The sequence below is a fragment of the Halomonas ramblicola genome, assembly GCF_030409215.1.
GTDB lineage: Bacteria > Pseudomonadota > Gammaproteobacteria > Pseudomonadales > Halomonadaceae > Halomonas > Halomonas ramblicola.
In genome coordinates, this window is sequence record NZ_JAUFPL010000020.1 from 47960 (window position 1) to 61099 (window position 13140).

The window sequence follows — 13140 nt, forward strand, 5'->3', positions numbered from 1 at the left end:
TAGTTGTCGTGATGGCGATTGGTTGGCAGGGCGTCAGCCTTTGCCACTCTCCTCAGGGCCTGGTGCGGGTATCCTCTCGGGTGCTGGGTTCATCTCGACGGCCACGTAATCCAGGTACTCGCCGACCAACTTCACGGCGGCACAGAGTCCGAGCTCGACACTCTCTTCAAGCCCGCCACCTTCCAGAACCGTGCCAATGCCGTGCAGGGCCCCGGCGGCCATCCCCACTTCTCCGGTGAAGGCCTTGGCCGGCACGGGGTCGGCGTGGAAATACCTGGGGGTCTGGGGTTGCTTCCGTTGGGTCGCCATGGTCATTGCTCCTGTTCGCGCTCCCACAGCGCGGCCATCAGGTCGTCGCCGTTGGGCAGATGGGTATGGATCTCGCGGCCGCCGAAGGTCGCGAGCCGGATAACGGCCAGGGCGTCCTCCTGCAGTTCCAGGTCGAGCGCCCGCAGGCGGTTCATCTCGAAGGGCCATTCGGGGCCGTTGTAGAGCGCCAGCAGCAGGCGGCGGACGTGATGGCTCTGTCCGCTGTGCTGCTGGGCGACCCGAGCAAGCCGCTCCAGGGCGGGGATACCAGCTTCGAGGGCGTCACGCTCCAGGGCGGCTTGCCTCTCGGCCGCCTGGACCAGGGAGTGGATCGAGGAAGTCATACCGGGCCCCTCCCGTTCCACTTCCCGCCGTTGGCCAAAATCGCGCGCATGTGATCCTCGCTACCCCACTCGAAGCGGCCCCAGTAGCGTTTCGTGCCGACGAGGCGCTCGCCATCCATGCCCATGTCCAGGCACTGCACGAAGGCGTAGAGCTGTCCCTGCGACTGGACGACCTTGCAGGTGCACTTGGGATGCGCGTCGTCGTAGATCATCTGGTTGACCTGGACTCTCATGAGCGCACCTCCCCGCCATCGCGATCAGTGGAGAGCCTCGCCAGGCGCTGCTCGTCCTCAAAGAGATCCTCGGCGAGGTCCCCTGTCCTGGTGGAGAGGTGTTCGACCGCGAGCATCAGCCCGCCGAGCTCGACATCAGTCAGGAACGGATCGATGCCTTCGCTGCCTTTCCTGGCCAGGTCGGTGTTCACCAGGTGAGCGATGGTATTGATGGCCTCGGCGATCTCCTGGACGTCCTCGGCCCGGCTGTTGATGTGGGGGGTGCGGTTCATGCTTCACCCCCTTGGCCGGCCGGCTGGTAGGTTCCAGGCTCGACGCCGTTGGCCCATGCGGCCAGGACGCGGCGCGGGGCCTCTGCCCGGAGCTCGACTTCCAGGCGGCGGGCCTTGGTGATGTGGTGGTTGTAGCGCTTGAGGCGTACGGACGTGCTGGAATCAGCGAACAGGGCGGCGCGGGCGCAGGCACGATGGTAGGCGGCACGCGCAGACGGATTGCGGGTAGGGAATATCATGGGTAGAGCTCCTAGAGTTGAGGAGCCATCCCCGACTGTCGCCAAACAGTGCTTGGGGGTGGCTGTACGCAGGTTGGCGAACCGGCACTCTAGGAAACCGGCAGACCCGGAGGTCTCCCACGCACAGCCACCATAGACGCGATGGACAGGCATGAAAAAAGCGCCTGTTTCGCGGTGGGCGCTGGTGCGCCTAGAGTTGATCGGGTCGCCAAACCCGGCCACGGAATTTGCCGTGACGCTTGAAGCGTAGCCCCGCCCCAGCAGGGGCGTCAATGCCTGGCGGGAACTATTTTTTGTGTATACGGTAAATAGATGGAGATCACCTTTGACCCGGAGAAGAGTGCCGCCAACATGGCCAGCCGCGGGCTGTCGTTCGAGCTGGCGGTTGACTTCGACTGGTCGTCGGCACTGGTCGTAGAAGACCGCCGTCAGGACTATGGAGAGGCCCGCTTCCAGGCGCTGGGCCTCATCGGTGATCGTCTGCACGTGCTGGTTTTCACGCCGCGTCCCGGCAGCGTGCGGGTTATCAGCCTTCGCAAGGCCAACAAGCGGGAGGTGCGACGCTATGAGCAAGCGACGCGATCCGGAAATGATTGATGATGACACACCGGAATGGACGGACGAGGACTTCGAGCGTGCCAGGCCGGCCAGCGAGGTGCTCCCAGAACTCTTTGGGCATGAAGCCGCCGACGACATGCTGAAACCCAGGCGCGGCCGCCCCAAGGCAGAGCACCCGAAGGAACACATTACCATCCGGCTGGACCAGGAGGTGGTCGAGGCCTTCCGTGACACTGGCCCCGGCTGGCAAACCCGGGTCAACCAGGCCCTGAAGCGCTTCCTCCAGGAGCACAGCCCCAGCGATCCCACCGGTAGGTAAGCCAGGGGCGCCAGATCGTGGTGCCCCATGGCGGTGACTGTCGCAGTTTTCAGCGCCAGCATCATGCTGACTTCCCCGTGGCCAGGCCCAGGCGCTTGGCTTCCAGCGCCGCCAGGGTCTCTGCGGCTTTCCTGCGGTCTTCCGGCGCCAGCCAGTAAACTTTGCAGTTATATGCCTGACCATGGCGATTGATCAGGCGTCGCCACTCACGACGCACATCAATTCGGTGTCGCTTCTTGAGATCGGAGACCACGGTGTTGAAGTGGCCGACTTCGAGTAGCCGAGACGCATACTGGCCAGTCGTGCTCTCTACCTCCAGCAGGTGGCGCAGGGCGCGTTCGAGTACGGTGGGACGTGACATGGCGGCGATCTCCTCAGCGGTCTGCGAGCTCTTTGGCCATTGCGGCCGCGGTGGAGGGAAAGGCCTCGGCGGCCTCGAGCCAGGCCAGGATGTCGCTGTAGCGGTAGTAAACTTGCCGGCCTCGCTTGATGAACATAGGCGCCGGGCGCCCCAGCAGGGTGCCGGTGCGGCGCGCGTCACGACCGGTACGCGGCGAGCAGGGGATCAGGAAGGGGAAAACCTGGCGCTCGGAGAGTTCGATCAGGTGTGCCGCCAGGCCCGCGCGCTCGGCCTCCAGGATCTCGGCGAGGATGCGCCCACGCTCGGTTCGATAGGCGTCAGGGCTGGTGGCGGGGGTGTCGTGGGCGGGCTTGGTGCTGGTCATCCTTCGGCCTCCTGATGCGTCGTTGACGTTCAACAGGAGGATGGAGGGTGAAAGCTGGAAAATCGTGGTAATGACCAATAGGAGTTGGTCATTACCACGCTCAATTACCGGCTGCGGTGGGCGTCGTCTATTTTGTTGAGCCCTTGCCCAATCACTTTACGAAGACTCTGCGTGCTCATCCCACGTATACCTTTGAGGGGGCGAGGAGCCTTAGACTCACCATGGTCCGCACCATCTTCATCTGTACCAGTCAGGTATCGGGCGAGCCGCAGTGCATTGGGGGCTTCACCGTTGTGGGCGCCCTGGCCAATACGATCGGCAAGCGCTTCCGCCAAGGCACCGATGACACGGTACAAACTTTCTTCTTTGCGAGGACTTAATGATTGCATAGCCTCGGCATTCGGGAGGGAGGTTCCGGCATCCATCAAATTAGGAGGCGCCCCCGTCTTGAGTTCAGTTGGCATGTCGTGCTCATGGATGCCCATTCTTTTAAGCCATGCCACCAGCTCTGACTTACGGATTCTGAAGTCAGCCGCCTGGCGAAATAACTCAAGGTCGAACCCCTTTGGTCGACCTGGTCGGCTAGCCAACGAATCCCACTCTTGCTTCAGGTCGCTACCGAACTCACCAGCCCGAATTGCTTTGAACAGCAGGCCTGACCAAGTTGATACGTCTCTAAGCTGGCTTAAGCTTCTGTACGTATCCTCTTCGAGTGAGTTCGGGTTGATGTCTGTTAGGAGCCGGGCTGCCTGCCCAACATCCAAACTATCTATGATGTGCCATGGTGATATGGCCATACCTCACACTCCCCAGTGTGATCCCCAGGAAGGAGCGCTGGCGGGGCGGTGGGGTGCCGCCGTTCGGCCCGTCGGCCTAGCCAGCTGCTGACAGCATGCCCCAAGCTGACATGGTTGCCAAGGCAGTGGCCAACTCCCACACGCCACGCAGCAGATCGGCTCGTGGGAGGCTACCTTGTCCCTGAACAAGGAAGGGAGGGAGTCTCATGCCACTGTTCACGGTGATGGGTGTTGGGAAGACAACAGGCCGGAAGCGAACCCGGTACTACCAGGCCCTGGATGCCAATATGGCGCGCGCCATGGCGGAGAAAGGCGGTACCGAAGTGCTGGAGATCGACGCCGAGCCCCTCGCCGTGGCCCCAGCCAGCCTGGTCGACACCGCCCACGCGATGAGGGCGTGTATCGGTGACTCCCCCACTCACCTGGATTGCCTCCTGGCGATCATGGAGCGCGCTATCGATCGAGGGCTACCGATGCTGATCACCATGGGCACCGCCTGGGACGACGACATGGAGGAAGTGCCGTGGCGTGCGACCCTCTACCCCAAGAGACTGCTCAATAGCGCCCAAGGCATACGCATCGCCGGCGAGGTACAGCCGCTCGTCCGCTACCTGATCACCGGCGACCAGCAGCGCCCTGGTCAGCGCCAGCTACTCCTCGAACGCATAGAGCACGCCGAACCAGCGCCGGCGCCAGACCGGTGCCATCGATCTTGATCAGGCCATCGCCGATATGAAGGGCGGAGCCGCGGCCATGTACCCAGTAGTACCCACTATATAGAGAAAGAAATATATATAGTGGGTACGCTTCAACCGCTCAACCATGCGCCTTTCCGACCGTTGTACCCGTTGTACCCACTGTACCCACTCAAAACAGCGGCGCGCTTCTCTTTTCCTGCTCAGGTGGCGGCCGCCGGCGGCGCCTCGTCCTGGTCGTCGGCGGACTCGGCGCGGCCCAGGAGCGCCTGGTAGTCCCGGCCGAACCGGTTCACGAACTCCCGCTTGTGGTCGGGCGCCAGGTGACCGTAGTGCTCGATGGTGGTCTGGATGTCGGCATGGCCCATCAACCGACTAACGGCCAGCAGGTCGGCACCCTTCATGATCAGCTGGCTGGCGAAGTTGTGACGCAGGGTGTAGAGCTCGAGGTCGGCGGACAATGCCTGGGGGATGCGCCCCTTCTTGGCGAGACGAGCGGTGTGATCCTTGATGCGCCGCCATGGCTTCCCGATCGCCGTGGACGAGTACCGCCCAGCGGTGACCGTATTGGTAAAGACATACCCCGTCGCTGGATCGCCCAGTTGTCCGTGCCACGCCTTCAAGACGGCCACGGCCTCCGGCGAGAGCGGGAAGGTCTGCGGCTCGGGTCGTGTGTGCGCGGTCTTCTCGATGACCTTGCGAATGGTGCCGAAGGTCAGGTTGACGTGCTCCCAGCGCAGGCCGTGGAGGTCGCCCGGCCGGAAGCCGGTATAGAACATCAGCGAGATCAGCGGTACTGCATAGTCGACGTAGGGCACCTGGTCGAGGTCCGGCAGCCAGGGTTTGCCGTGGTAGCGGCTGCGTCGACGCTCGGCGCGCTTCTGCTCCTGGTAAGCCTCGAGGCCGGCGAACAGCGCCACTACCTCCTGGTCCTCCAGGTACCGCCGGGCACTGGTCGCCTCGGCCAACTCCTCTTCAGTGAGTGCCGGCCGCTCCAGCTTCACCCCCTTCAGCGGGTTCTCCGGGATCGCGCCCCGCTCCACCGCGACGTTCAGCATGGTGTTCAGCGCCCCATAGGAGCGCTTCAGGGAGCTGAAGGCCAGGCCGCGCCCTTCCATGTCGGCCTGCCAGCGATCCACATCGGTCCGGGTAAGCGAGCTCATCGGCTTGGCAAGCCAGGCGGCAAAGTCGCGGCGAATCCTGGCCAGGGTCTCCGCGCCTTTCTTGCGGCGGCCCTGGTAGACCGTGTAGGGGCCCTCGAGGTAGGCCGCCAGCGTCTGCGCTTCCCGGTGCTTCGCTTCGTCTCGGGCTACCTGCCGCGCGCTGAGCGGGTCCCCGCCCTGGTAGATTTCTGCCAGCTTCTCGTGCGCCAGCTTGCGGGCCTGATCCGCCGTCATGGCCGGATACCGCCCCAGGGTGATGGCTCGCTCCTTCCCTGCGGTGTTCCGGTAGAGGATCCGCCAGCTGGTCACCGATCGCTTACGCACCATGTGGAAACCGCCCAACTGGGTATCCCACATGCGATCCAGGGGGTCGGCGGTCTGGTGGAAATCCGCGGCCGCCCTGGCCGTGATCTTGACCTTGCGACGGGCACCGTTGCGAGACTGCTGGGAGGGGTCGGAAACCATGGTCACCTCGGCGGGTCAGCATATGGTCAGCAAACTGCATGATAAACCAACGTCAACGGCGGTTGCTCGCCGCCGCCCAGATCACTCGCAAGCGATTGAATTAAAGGACATTCGCCGTCGTAGCTTGTCGTTCGTTGTCGCCTGATATACGGGTCCAAAAATCCTTCGGGAGGCAGAGGTCGTAGGTTCGAATCCTGCTACTCCGACCAGAATTCCGAAGAAAAACCGCCGCTTAGGGTATCGCCCCAGCGGCGGTTTTTCGTTGTGCCCTTGATGCGCCCCTCCCTCAGCGAGCCGCTGGCCCCGCCGGCTGGCCGGGCTCGCGGGCCGAAGGTCCGCCGCTACTCAGTCGACACCCTCGTCGTCGCCCAGCCGCCGCGCCATCGCCTTGCGCGCCTTGTTGCGCCGATACAGCCGCACCAGGGCGATCCACAGCGCCGCCACCACCATGGCCGCCAGGGTCCAGCCCTGCCAGGGCCGGGCGGCATCGCCCATCAGCGTCTCCAGGGTGATGATCAGGATGAAACCCAGCGCCTGACTGGCGATGGCCAGGGCACGCAGGGTATCGAAGGCTGGCTTGGCCATGGAGGCTCCCGTCGAGGGGTGGCTTGGGATGACAGCCCCGCCTGCCGGCAGTAGGCTTGGCAGGATCAAGGGGTTAGGGCACGCACGGCCCCACAGTGTACCCGCTCGCGTGCCGGACGCCGACCCCGACCGCCAAGGAGTCATCCCCACATGGACGCCATCGCCCTAGGCCCCGTGCTGATCTCGCTGCCCCGCCTCTACGCCCTGGCGGCCGCCCTGCTGCTGCTGGCGGCCAGCACCTGGCTGCTCCGCCTGCCGCGCCGGGAGCACGCCCGCTGGTTCAACGGCCTGCTGCTGGCCTGGCTGCTGGGCGCCCGCCTGGGCCATGTGGCGCTGAACCTGGACGCCTATGCGGCCGCCCCGCTGGATATCCTCAAGCTGTGGCAGCCGGGCTACCACGGCCTTTGGGGGCTGCTGGCGGCGCTCGGCTGGAGCGCCTGGGCGTTGCGTGCCCGGCTGTGGCGGCTGCTCGGCGCCATGGCCCTGACCCTGGCGGCCTCGGGCCTGTGGCTGGCGGTGGTGACCCTGCAGCCCTTCGGCGCCGGCCTGCCCTTGGACGAGCTCCCCGACCTGACGCTGGAGAACCTGGACGGCGAGACGGTCGACCTGCGCGAGCTGCGCGGCGAGCGCGTGGTGCTCAACCTCTGGGCCACCTGGTGCCCGCCCTGCCTGCGCGAGATGCCGCTGCTGGCCGAGGCCGACGAGCGCGAGGGCGTCACCGTGGTGGTGGCCAACCAGGGCGAGGAACTGCTGCAGGTGATCCGCTACCTGGACGACCAGGGGCTCGAGTTCCGCTACCCGCTGCTCGACCCGCGCCAGGAGTTGATGGTGCTGACCGAATCGCCGGGGCTCCCCACCACCCTGCTGTTCGACGCCGAGGGCCAGGCCCTCGAGCGTCACGTGGGCGAACTGACCCGCGCCCAGCTCGACGCCTGGCTGGGCGACGACTGAGCCGACTCCCTTATCACAGCCGCACCGGCGCCGCTACGCTTAAGCCGCGCCGACCTTTGCTGTAAGATACCGCGCCCTTGTCGTGCCGCCCCCGGCGAAGCGGCACCTCGGCGCACAGTCAGACAGCATCCTCGAGGCATCATGAGCGACTTCTCCCCCGGCCAGCGCTGGATCAGCGACGGCGAGGCCGAACTCGGCCTGGGCACCATCCTGAGCTGCGATGCACGCAGCGTCACCGTCCTGTTCGGTGCCAGCCAGGAAACCCGCACCTACAGCAGCCGCCAGGCCCCGTTGACCCGGGTGGTGTTCGGCAGCGGCGACCGCATCCAGGCCGCCGAGGGCTGGACCCTCACCGTCGACGACACCAAGGAGCTCGACGGCCTGATCGTCTACATCGGCGAGGACGAGCGAGGCGAGCTGATCGAGCTGCCCGAGGCGCGCCTGGCCGACACCATGCAGTTCGACCAGGCCCGCGACCGCCTGCTCACCGGCCAGGTGGACCGCAACGACTGGTTCGACCTGCGCTTTCGCACCCTGCACCACCACCACCGCATCGAGCAGAATCCCGCCCTGGGGCTGGCCGGGCCGCGCATCGACCTGATTCCCCACCAGCTCTACATCGCCGACGAGGTGGCGCGTCGCCACGCCCCGCGGGTGCTGCTGGCCGACGAGGTGGGCCTGGGCAAGACCATCGAGGCGGGCCTGATCCTGCACCGCCTGCTGCTTAGCGGCCGCGCCGAGCGCGCGCTGATCCTGGTGCCGGCGAGCCTCACCCATCAGTGGCTGGTGGAGCTGCTGCGCCGCTTCGCCCTGGAGGTGACCCTGCTCGACGAGCAGCAGAGCCAGGCCCATGGCGAGGGCAACCCCTTCGAGGCCGGCCAGTTGGTGCTGGCCAGCCAGGACTGGCTGTTCGCCAACCCTCACCGCCAGGACCAGGCGACGGCCTGCGACTGGGACCTGCTGATCGTCGACGAGGCCCACCACCTGGACTGGAGCGCCGACCGGGTCGGCCCCGGCTACGCCTGCGTGGAGCGCCTGGCCGCTGCGATCGAGGGCGTGCTGCTGCTCACCGCCACGCCCGAACAGATGGGCCTGGAGAGCCACTTCGCCCGGCTGCGCCTGCTCGACCCCGACCGCTACCACAGCCTGGACGCCTTCCGCGAGGAGGAGGCCCACTACGTGGAGGTGGCCGAGGCGATCGACGCCCTGGAGCGCCTGCCCGGTGCGGCCGGCGATCGCGAGCGCATCGCCGCGGTGATCGACGAACCCGACAGCCTGGCGCTGCTCGACACCCTGGCCAATTCCGAGGCCGACGCGGCCCAGCGCGACATCGCCCGCGACCGGCTGCGCGACCAGTTGCTCGACCGCCACGGCACCGGCCGGGTGATGTTCCGCAACAGCCGCCGCCACGTGGGCGGCTTCCCCGAGCGCCGCCTGCACGTCAGCGAACTCGCCCCGCCCAGCGCCTATCGCCGCGAGCTGCGCAAGCTGGAGCGCGACGAGGACTACCTCGACGAACTGCTGATCGAGACCGGCCTCGACCATCCCGAGGTGCTGGTCTACCCCGACGCCATGTATCGCGCGCTCTCCGACGACCCCCTGAACGCCGAACCCTGGTGGCAGATCGACCCACGGGTGAACTGGCTGCTGGAGCGCCTGACCGATGACGGCGAGGACGGCCTGGCCGGCGACAAGGTACTGGTGATCGCCCACGACCGCGAGACCGCCCAGGGGCTGGCCGAGGCACTACGCGTGCTCGGCGGGTTGCACGCCCCGCTGTTCCACGAGGGACTGTCGCTGGTGGAACGCGACCGCGCCGCGGCGGCCTTCGCCGACGAGGAGGAGGGCTGCCAGGTGCTGGTGTGCTCGGAGATCGGCTCCGAGGGGCGCAACTTCCAGTTCTGCCGCCACCTGGTGATGTTCGACCTGCCGCTGCACCCCGACCAGCTGGAGCAGCGCATCGGCCGCCTCGACCGCATCGGCCAGCGCCACGCCATCGAGCTGCACGTGCCGGTGTTCGCGGCCAGCCCCGGCGAGAGGCTGCTGCGCTGGTACCGCGACGGCATGGCGGCCTTCCAGGCCCCCCATGGCCTGGGCAACGAGCTGTTCGACGCCTTCGGCGATGCCCTGGCCGACGCCCTGCTCGACGACGCGGCCCTCGAGGAGGTGATCGCCGAGACCCGGGCGCTGTTCGAGGCCCGCCTGGTCGAGCGCGATGCCGGACGCAACCGCCTGCTGGAGCTCAACGCCTGCCGCCACGAACGCGCCGAGACGGTGGCCGCGGCGATCCGTGAGCTGGACGAGGACCGCGCCCTGCCCCGCTACCTGGACCTGTCGCTGGACGTCTTCGGGGTCGACAGCCAGGAATTGGGCGGCGGCATCCAGCACCTGGTGGCCGGCCCGCAGATGCTCGACGGCCTGCCGGGGCTGGCCAAGGGCGAGGAGGGCTTCTCGGCCACCCTTTCGCGCCGCCGCGCCCTGGCCCGCGACGACGTCCAGCGGCTCTCCTGGGAGCATCCGCTGCTGCGCGAGATGATGGGGCGCATCCTCGACGGCACCATGGGCAACACCGCCCTGGCCCTGCTCAAGCACCCGGCCCTGCCCGCCGGCCGGGTGATGGCCGAACTGGTGTTTCGCACCCACTGCCCGGCCCCCAGGCGGCTGCACCTCAACCGCTTCCTGCCCCCCACCGCGGTGCGCGTGCTGCTCGACGAGTCCGGCGCCAACCTCACCGACAAGATCTCCTTCACCGGGCTGTCGAAGAACGTCCAGAAGGTCAAGAAGGCCATGGCCCGCGACCTGATCCGCAGCCGCCTGGAGGTGCTGCGCGAGCTGCTCGACCGCGGCGAGACCGAGGCGGAGCGCGAGTTGCCCAGCATCGTCGAGGCCGCCCAGGCGCGCATGCGCGAGGAGCTCGACGGCGAACTGGCGCGCCTGGCGGCCCTGGCGCGCCGCAATCCCGCGGTGCGCGACGACGAACTCGCGGCGCTGCGCGACGAGCGCGCCGCCCTGGACGCGGCGATCGAGGGCGCACGGCTGCGTCTCGACGCGGTGCGCGTCATCGTTACGGTGGGTGAAGACACGCGATGAGTCGGGGCTGATCCGGCGCCCCTCGATGTGTTTCGGGAAACACTATCCCAGGATATCGGCCAGGGCCGCCTCCAGCGTCTCGAAGCGAAACGCGAAGCCCGCCTCCAGCAGCCGCGCCGGGCGCATGTCGGCGCCGGTTAGCAGCAACCGCGACATCTCGCCGAAGGCGGTCTCCAGCACGATGGCCGGCACCGGGAAGGGGGCCGGGCGCTTGAGCGCCTTCGCCAGGGTGCGGGTGAACTCGGCGTTGGTCACCGGGTGCGGAGCGCTGCCGTTGAAGGGCCCCTCCAGGTCGTCGCGCTCGAGCAGGAAGAGGATCGCCCGCACCAGGTCCTCGCGGTGGATCCAGGGCATGTACTGGCGGCCGCTACCGAAGCGCCCGCCCAGCCCCAGCCGGAAGGGCGGCAGCATCTTCTGCAGGCTCCCGCCGCCGGCATCCAGCACCAGGCCGGTGCGCAACAGCGCGACCCGGGTGCCGAAGTCGGCCGCCTCCCTGGCGGTGTCCTCCCAGCGCTTGCACAGCCGGTGGGCGAACTCGTCGTGGGGCGGCGTCTCCTCGGTGACCTCGCGGTCGCCCTGGTCGCCGTAGTAGCCCATCGCCGAGCCCGATACCATGACCCGCGGCGCCCGCCCCCCGGCCTGGTGGAGCTGCTCGCAGAGGATCACCAGGTCGCGGGTGATGTTGGCCCGCGAGTCGATCAACCGTTTCTTCTGCTCGTCGCTCCAGCGCCGGGCGGCGATCGACTCGCCGGCCAGGTTGACCAGGGCATCCGGGGGGGTGTCCACGAAGTCCAGCACCGAGCGGCGCACCTCGGCACCCTCCGGCAGGCGGCGCCGGGCCGCCTCGGGATCCCGGGACACCACCAGCAACCGATGCCCCGCCTCCGCCAGCCGCAGGGCCAGGCGCTGGCCGACGAACCCCGTGCCTCCGGTGATCAGGACGCGCATGCCGACCTCCTCGTGTCTGCCATGAGTTATACAGCTGTTGTACACTTCTGCTAGTCTAGCTGAAAACCCCTGCGCAAGCGTCCCGGGGTCGACCCATCGCCCTCTCGCGGCCGCCTCCCTCGACGTGACAGGAGATCGCCATGACCTACGCCCTGATCCTGCTGGCCCACGGCTCCAGCGACCCCAACTGGCGGGCCCCCTTCGAGCACTTCCACGCCGCCCTGGCCGAGCGCCTCGATACCCCGCTGCGCCTGGCCTACATGGAGCTCAGCGAACCCTCCCTGGAGAGCACCGTGGCCGAGCTGGCCGAGGCCGGGGTGGCACGCGCCGAGATCCTGCCGCTGTTCTTCGCCGCCGGCCGCCACCTGCGCAAGGACGTACCGAGCCAGGTCGCCGAGCTCGAGGCGCGGCACCCGGGCATCGACCTACGACTGCTGCCGCCGGTGGGCGAGCACCCCGCCTTCATCGAGGCCCTGGCCACGGTGATCGCCGAGCAGGCCGGAGAACCGGTGGCGCCATGAGCGACCAGCCCTCCTACCACGGCGACACCCCGCTCTACCCCATTCGCGAGGTCTCGCGACTCACCGGCGTCAATTCGGTGACCCTGCGCGCCTGGGAGCGTCGCTACGGCCTGATCAAGCCGCGCCGCACGCCCAAGGGGCACCGCCTCTACGCCCGCGAGGACATCGAGCGGGTCGAGCGAATCCTGCAGTGGCTCAACCGCGGCGTGCCGGTCAGCCAGGTGCGCGAGCTGCTCGACCGCCCCGAGACCGGAGAGGCGGTCGCACCGCCCCCCGACACCGGTGATTGGACCGGCCAGCGCGAACAGCTGGTCGCCGCGGTGGAGGCCCTGGACCAGACCCTGCTGGAGACGCTGTTCTGCCAGTCCCTGGCGCTCTACCCGGTGGCGACCTGCATCGAGGCGCTGTGGACGCCGGCGATCCGCGAGCTGGAGGAGCGCTGGGGGGATCGGCTGGGTGACCCCCTGCAGCGGCTCGCCCTGGAGGCCTTCCTGCGCACCCGCATCGGCACCCGGCTGCTCCACGCCAACGCCCGGACCCGGGGCCCCGGCCTGGTGCTGACGCCCCTGCCCGAGGACCCCGGCACCCTGTGGCTGCTGCTCGCCGCCCTGGCCGCCAGCGACCGCGGCTACCGGGTCCAGCTGTTCGACGCCCCGCTGCCCTTCGGCGAACTGCCGCTGGCGGTGGAACGCTTCCGCGCCGCCGGCGTGCTGATGGCCGGCAGCCGGGCCGGTCGCACCGACCTGATACGGCGCCAGCTGCCGCGCCTGGCCGAGCAGCTCGAGGTGCCGGTCGGGCTGTACGGGCCGGTGGCCCGGATCCGCGCCGCGGACCTCATCGACACCGGCATCGAGGTGCTGGGCGACGACCTCGACCAGGCGCTGTCACGCCTCCAGACCCTGCTGCCGACGGACTGAACGAGCCAC

General features: G+C 67.8%; 18 protein-coding genes. 7 read left to right on the top strand and 11 right to left on the bottom strand.

Annotation, left to right across the window (positions count from 1 at the left end; all coding sequences use genetic code 11):
• Nucleotides 1-33 precede the first annotated feature (33 nt).
• Genes QWY80_RS08410 through QWY80_RS08430 form a run of 5 tightly spaced genes read right to left on the bottom strand, consistent with a single transcriptional unit; the run spans nt 34 to nt 1397 of the window.
• Nucleotides 34-309: a hypothetical protein gene (locus tag QWY80_RS08410; protein WP_290230338.1), complete on the bottom strand. Its 276-nt coding sequence runs from the start codon at nt 307-309 to the stop codon at nt 34-36.
• 2 nt (nt 310-311) lie between these two features.
• A complete protein-coding gene (locus QWY80_RS08415) occupies nt 312-653 on the bottom strand; it encodes a DUF7673 family protein (RefSeq protein WP_290230340.1) in 342 nt (113 codons plus the stop codon).
• Nucleotides 650-886, bottom strand: coding sequence for a hypothetical protein (locus tag QWY80_RS08420; protein ID WP_290230341.1), 237 nt, complete (start codon nt 884-886; stop codon nt 650-652). The genes QWY80_RS08415 and QWY80_RS08420 overlap by 4 nt, the downstream gene beginning before the upstream one ends.
• On the bottom strand, nt 883-1158 hold the full coding sequence (locus QWY80_RS08425; protein ID WP_290230343.1) for a hypothetical protein: 276 nt from the start codon (nt 1156-1158) through the stop codon (nt 883-885). The genes QWY80_RS08420 and QWY80_RS08425 overlap by 4 nt, the downstream gene beginning before the upstream one ends.
• Nucleotides 1155-1397, bottom strand: coding sequence for a hypothetical protein (locus tag QWY80_RS08430; RefSeq protein WP_290230345.1), 243 nt, complete (start codon nt 1395-1397; stop codon nt 1155-1157). Before QWY80_RS08430 ends, QWY80_RS08425 begins: the two co-directional genes overlap by 4 nt.
• A 312-nt stretch (nt 1398-1709) precedes the next feature.
• Between QWY80_RS08430 and QWY80_RS08435 the strand changes: the two genes are divergently transcribed.
• Both QWY80_RS08435 and QWY80_RS08440 read left to right on the top strand, forming a co-directional pair.
• The gene (locus QWY80_RS08435) at nt 1710-1994 is read left to right on the top strand and encodes a BrnT family toxin (RefSeq protein ID WP_290230346.1); all 285 of its coding nucleotides are present in this window, start codon (nt 1710-1712) and stop codon (nt 1992-1994) included.
• A complete protein-coding gene (locus QWY80_RS08440) occupies nt 1963-2274 on the top strand; it encodes a BrnA antitoxin family protein (protein ID WP_290230347.1) in 312 nt (103 codons plus the stop codon). Before QWY80_RS08435 ends, QWY80_RS08440 begins: the two co-directional genes overlap by 32 nt.
• Before the next feature lie 61 nt (nt 2275-2335).
• Here the strand turns inward: QWY80_RS08440 and QWY80_RS08445 are convergent, their stop codons facing one another.
• From QWY80_RS08445 to QWY80_RS08455, 3 genes are all read right to left on the bottom strand, one after another.
• Nucleotides 2336-2635: a hypothetical protein gene (locus QWY80_RS08445; RefSeq protein WP_290230348.1), complete on the bottom strand. Its 300-nt coding sequence runs from the start codon at nt 2633-2635 to the stop codon at nt 2336-2338.
• 13 nt (nt 2636-2648) lie between these two features.
• Entirely contained in the window at nt 2649-2999 is a 351-nt protein-coding gene (locus QWY80_RS08450; RefSeq protein WP_290230349.1) for a hypothetical protein, read from the bottom strand.
• Between the two features lie 104 nt (nt 3000-3103).
• Nucleotides 3104-3796, bottom strand: a complete 693-nt coding sequence (locus tag QWY80_RS08455; protein WP_290230350.1) for a hypothetical protein — start codon at nt 3794-3796, stop codon at nt 3104-3106.
• Between the two features lie 206 nt (nt 3797-4002).
• Between QWY80_RS08455 and QWY80_RS08460 the strand changes: the two genes are divergently transcribed.
• Nucleotides 4003-4512: a hypothetical protein gene (locus QWY80_RS08460; RefSeq protein ID WP_290230351.1), complete on the top strand. Its 510-nt coding sequence runs from the start codon at nt 4003-4005 to the stop codon at nt 4510-4512.
• A gap of 182 nt (nt 4513-4694) precedes the next feature.
• On the opposite strand, the gene QWY80_RS08465 is transcribed toward QWY80_RS08460, so the two are convergent.
• Together QWY80_RS08465 and QWY80_RS08470 are read right to left on the bottom strand one after the other, a co-directional pair.
• Complete coding sequence (locus tag QWY80_RS08465; protein WP_290230352.1) at nt 4695-6119, bottom strand: site-specific integrase; 1425 nt, start codon at nt 6117-6119, stop codon at nt 4695-4697.
• A 345-nt stretch (nt 6120-6464) separates the two neighbouring features.
• Complete coding sequence (locus tag QWY80_RS08470; RefSeq protein WP_290230353.1) at nt 6465-6704, bottom strand: hypothetical protein; 240 nt, start codon at nt 6702-6704, stop codon at nt 6465-6467.
• A 150-nt stretch (nt 6705-6854) separates the two neighbouring features.
• On the opposite strand from QWY80_RS08470, the gene QWY80_RS08475 reads away from it, so the two are divergent.
• Nucleotides 6855-7655 carry a TlpA disulfide reductase family protein gene (locus tag QWY80_RS08475; protein WP_290230354.1) on the top strand — a complete coding sequence of 267 codons (801 nt, stop codon included), beginning with the start codon at nt 6855-6857 and terminating at the stop codon, nt 7653-7655.
• 141 nt (nt 7656-7796) lie between these two features.
• The gene (gene rapA, locus QWY80_RS08480; protein WP_290230355.1) at nt 7797-10745 is read left to right on the top strand and encodes an RNA polymerase-associated protein RapA; all 2949 of its coding nucleotides are present in this window, start codon (nt 7797-7799) and stop codon (nt 10743-10745) included.
• Between the two features lie 42 nt (nt 10746-10787).
• Here rapA and QWY80_RS08485 read toward each other — a convergent pair whose 3' ends face one another.
• Nucleotides 10788-11693, bottom strand: coding sequence for a TIGR01777 family oxidoreductase (locus tag QWY80_RS08485; protein ID WP_290230356.1), 906 nt, complete (start codon nt 11691-11693; stop codon nt 10788-10790).
• Nucleotides 11694-11833: 140 nt separating this feature from the next.
• On the opposite strand from QWY80_RS08485, the gene QWY80_RS08490 reads away from it, so the two are divergent.
• Both QWY80_RS08490 and QWY80_RS08495 read left to right on the top strand, forming a co-directional pair.
• Nucleotides 11834-12214 carry a sirohydrochlorin chelatase gene (locus QWY80_RS08490; protein WP_290230357.1) on the top strand — a complete coding sequence of 127 codons (381 nt, stop codon included), beginning with the start codon at nt 11834-11836 and terminating at the stop codon, nt 12212-12214.
• On the top strand, nt 12211-13131 hold the full coding sequence (locus QWY80_RS08495; RefSeq protein ID WP_290230359.1) for a MerR family transcriptional regulator: 921 nt from the start codon (nt 12211-12213) through the stop codon (nt 13129-13131). The genes QWY80_RS08490 and QWY80_RS08495 overlap by 4 nt, the downstream gene beginning before the upstream one ends.
• Nucleotides 13132-13140: the final 9 nt, after the last annotated feature.

What these genes read in the sequence shown, in the direction of transcription:
- QWY80_RS08410 (WP_290230338.1), bottom strand. Translation starts at nt 309, where the DNA reads ATGGCGACCCAACGGAAGCAACCCCAGACCCCCAGGTATTTCCACGCC.
- QWY80_RS08415 (WP_290230340.1), bottom strand. Translation starts at nt 653, where the DNA reads ATGACTTCCTCGATCCACTCCCTGGTCCAGGCGGCCGAGAGGCAAGCC.
- QWY80_RS08420 (WP_290230341.1), bottom strand. Translation starts at nt 886, where the DNA reads ATGAGAGTCCAGGTCAACCAGATGATCTACGACGACGCGCATCCCAAG.
- QWY80_RS08425 (WP_290230343.1), bottom strand. Translation starts at nt 1,158, where the DNA reads ATGAACCGCACCCCCCACATCAACAGCCGGGCCGAGGACGTCCAGGAG.
- QWY80_RS08430 (WP_290230345.1), bottom strand. Translation starts at nt 1,397, where the DNA reads ATGATATTCCCTACCCGCAATCCGTCTGCGCGTGCCGCCTACCATCGT.
- QWY80_RS08435 (WP_290230346.1), top strand. Translation starts at nt 1,710, where the DNA reads ATGGAGATCACCTTTGACCCGGAGAAGAGTGCCGCCAACATGGCCAGC.
- QWY80_RS08440 (WP_290230347.1), top strand. Translation starts at nt 1,963, where the DNA reads ATGAGCAAGCGACGCGATCCGGAAATGATTGATGATGACACACCGGAA.
- QWY80_RS08445 (WP_290230348.1), bottom strand. Translation starts at nt 2,635, where the DNA reads ATGTCACGTCCCACCGTACTCGAACGCGCCCTGCGCCACCTGCTGGAG.
- QWY80_RS08450 (WP_290230349.1), bottom strand. Translation starts at nt 2,999, where the DNA reads ATGACCAGCACCAAGCCCGCCCACGACACCCCCGCCACCAGCCCTGAC.
- QWY80_RS08455 (WP_290230350.1), bottom strand. Translation starts at nt 3,796, where the DNA reads ATGGCCATATCACCATGGCACATCATAGATAGTTTGGATGTTGGGCAG.
- QWY80_RS08460 (WP_290230351.1), top strand. Translation starts at nt 4,003, where the DNA reads ATGCCACTGTTCACGGTGATGGGTGTTGGGAAGACAACAGGCCGGAAG.
- QWY80_RS08465 (WP_290230352.1), bottom strand. Translation starts at nt 6,119, where the DNA reads ATGGTTTCCGACCCCTCCCAGCAGTCTCGCAACGGTGCCCGTCGCAAG.
- QWY80_RS08470 (WP_290230353.1), bottom strand. Translation starts at nt 6,704, where the DNA reads ATGGCCAAGCCAGCCTTCGATACCCTGCGTGCCCTGGCCATCGCCAGT.
- QWY80_RS08475 (WP_290230354.1), top strand. Translation starts at nt 6,855, where the DNA reads ATGGACGCCATCGCCCTAGGCCCCGTGCTGATCTCGCTGCCCCGCCTC.
- rapA (WP_290230355.1), top strand. Translation starts at nt 7,797, where the DNA reads ATGAGCGACTTCTCCCCCGGCCAGCGCTGGATCAGCGACGGCGAGGCC.
- QWY80_RS08485 (WP_290230356.1), bottom strand. Translation starts at nt 11,693, where the DNA reads ATGCGCGTCCTGATCACCGGAGGCACGGGGTTCGTCGGCCAGCGCCTG.
- QWY80_RS08490 (WP_290230357.1), top strand. Translation starts at nt 11,834, where the DNA reads ATGACCTACGCCCTGATCCTGCTGGCCCACGGCTCCAGCGACCCCAAC.
- QWY80_RS08495 (WP_290230359.1), top strand. Translation starts at nt 12,211, where the DNA reads ATGAGCGACCAGCCCTCCTACCACGGCGACACCCCGCTCTACCCCATT.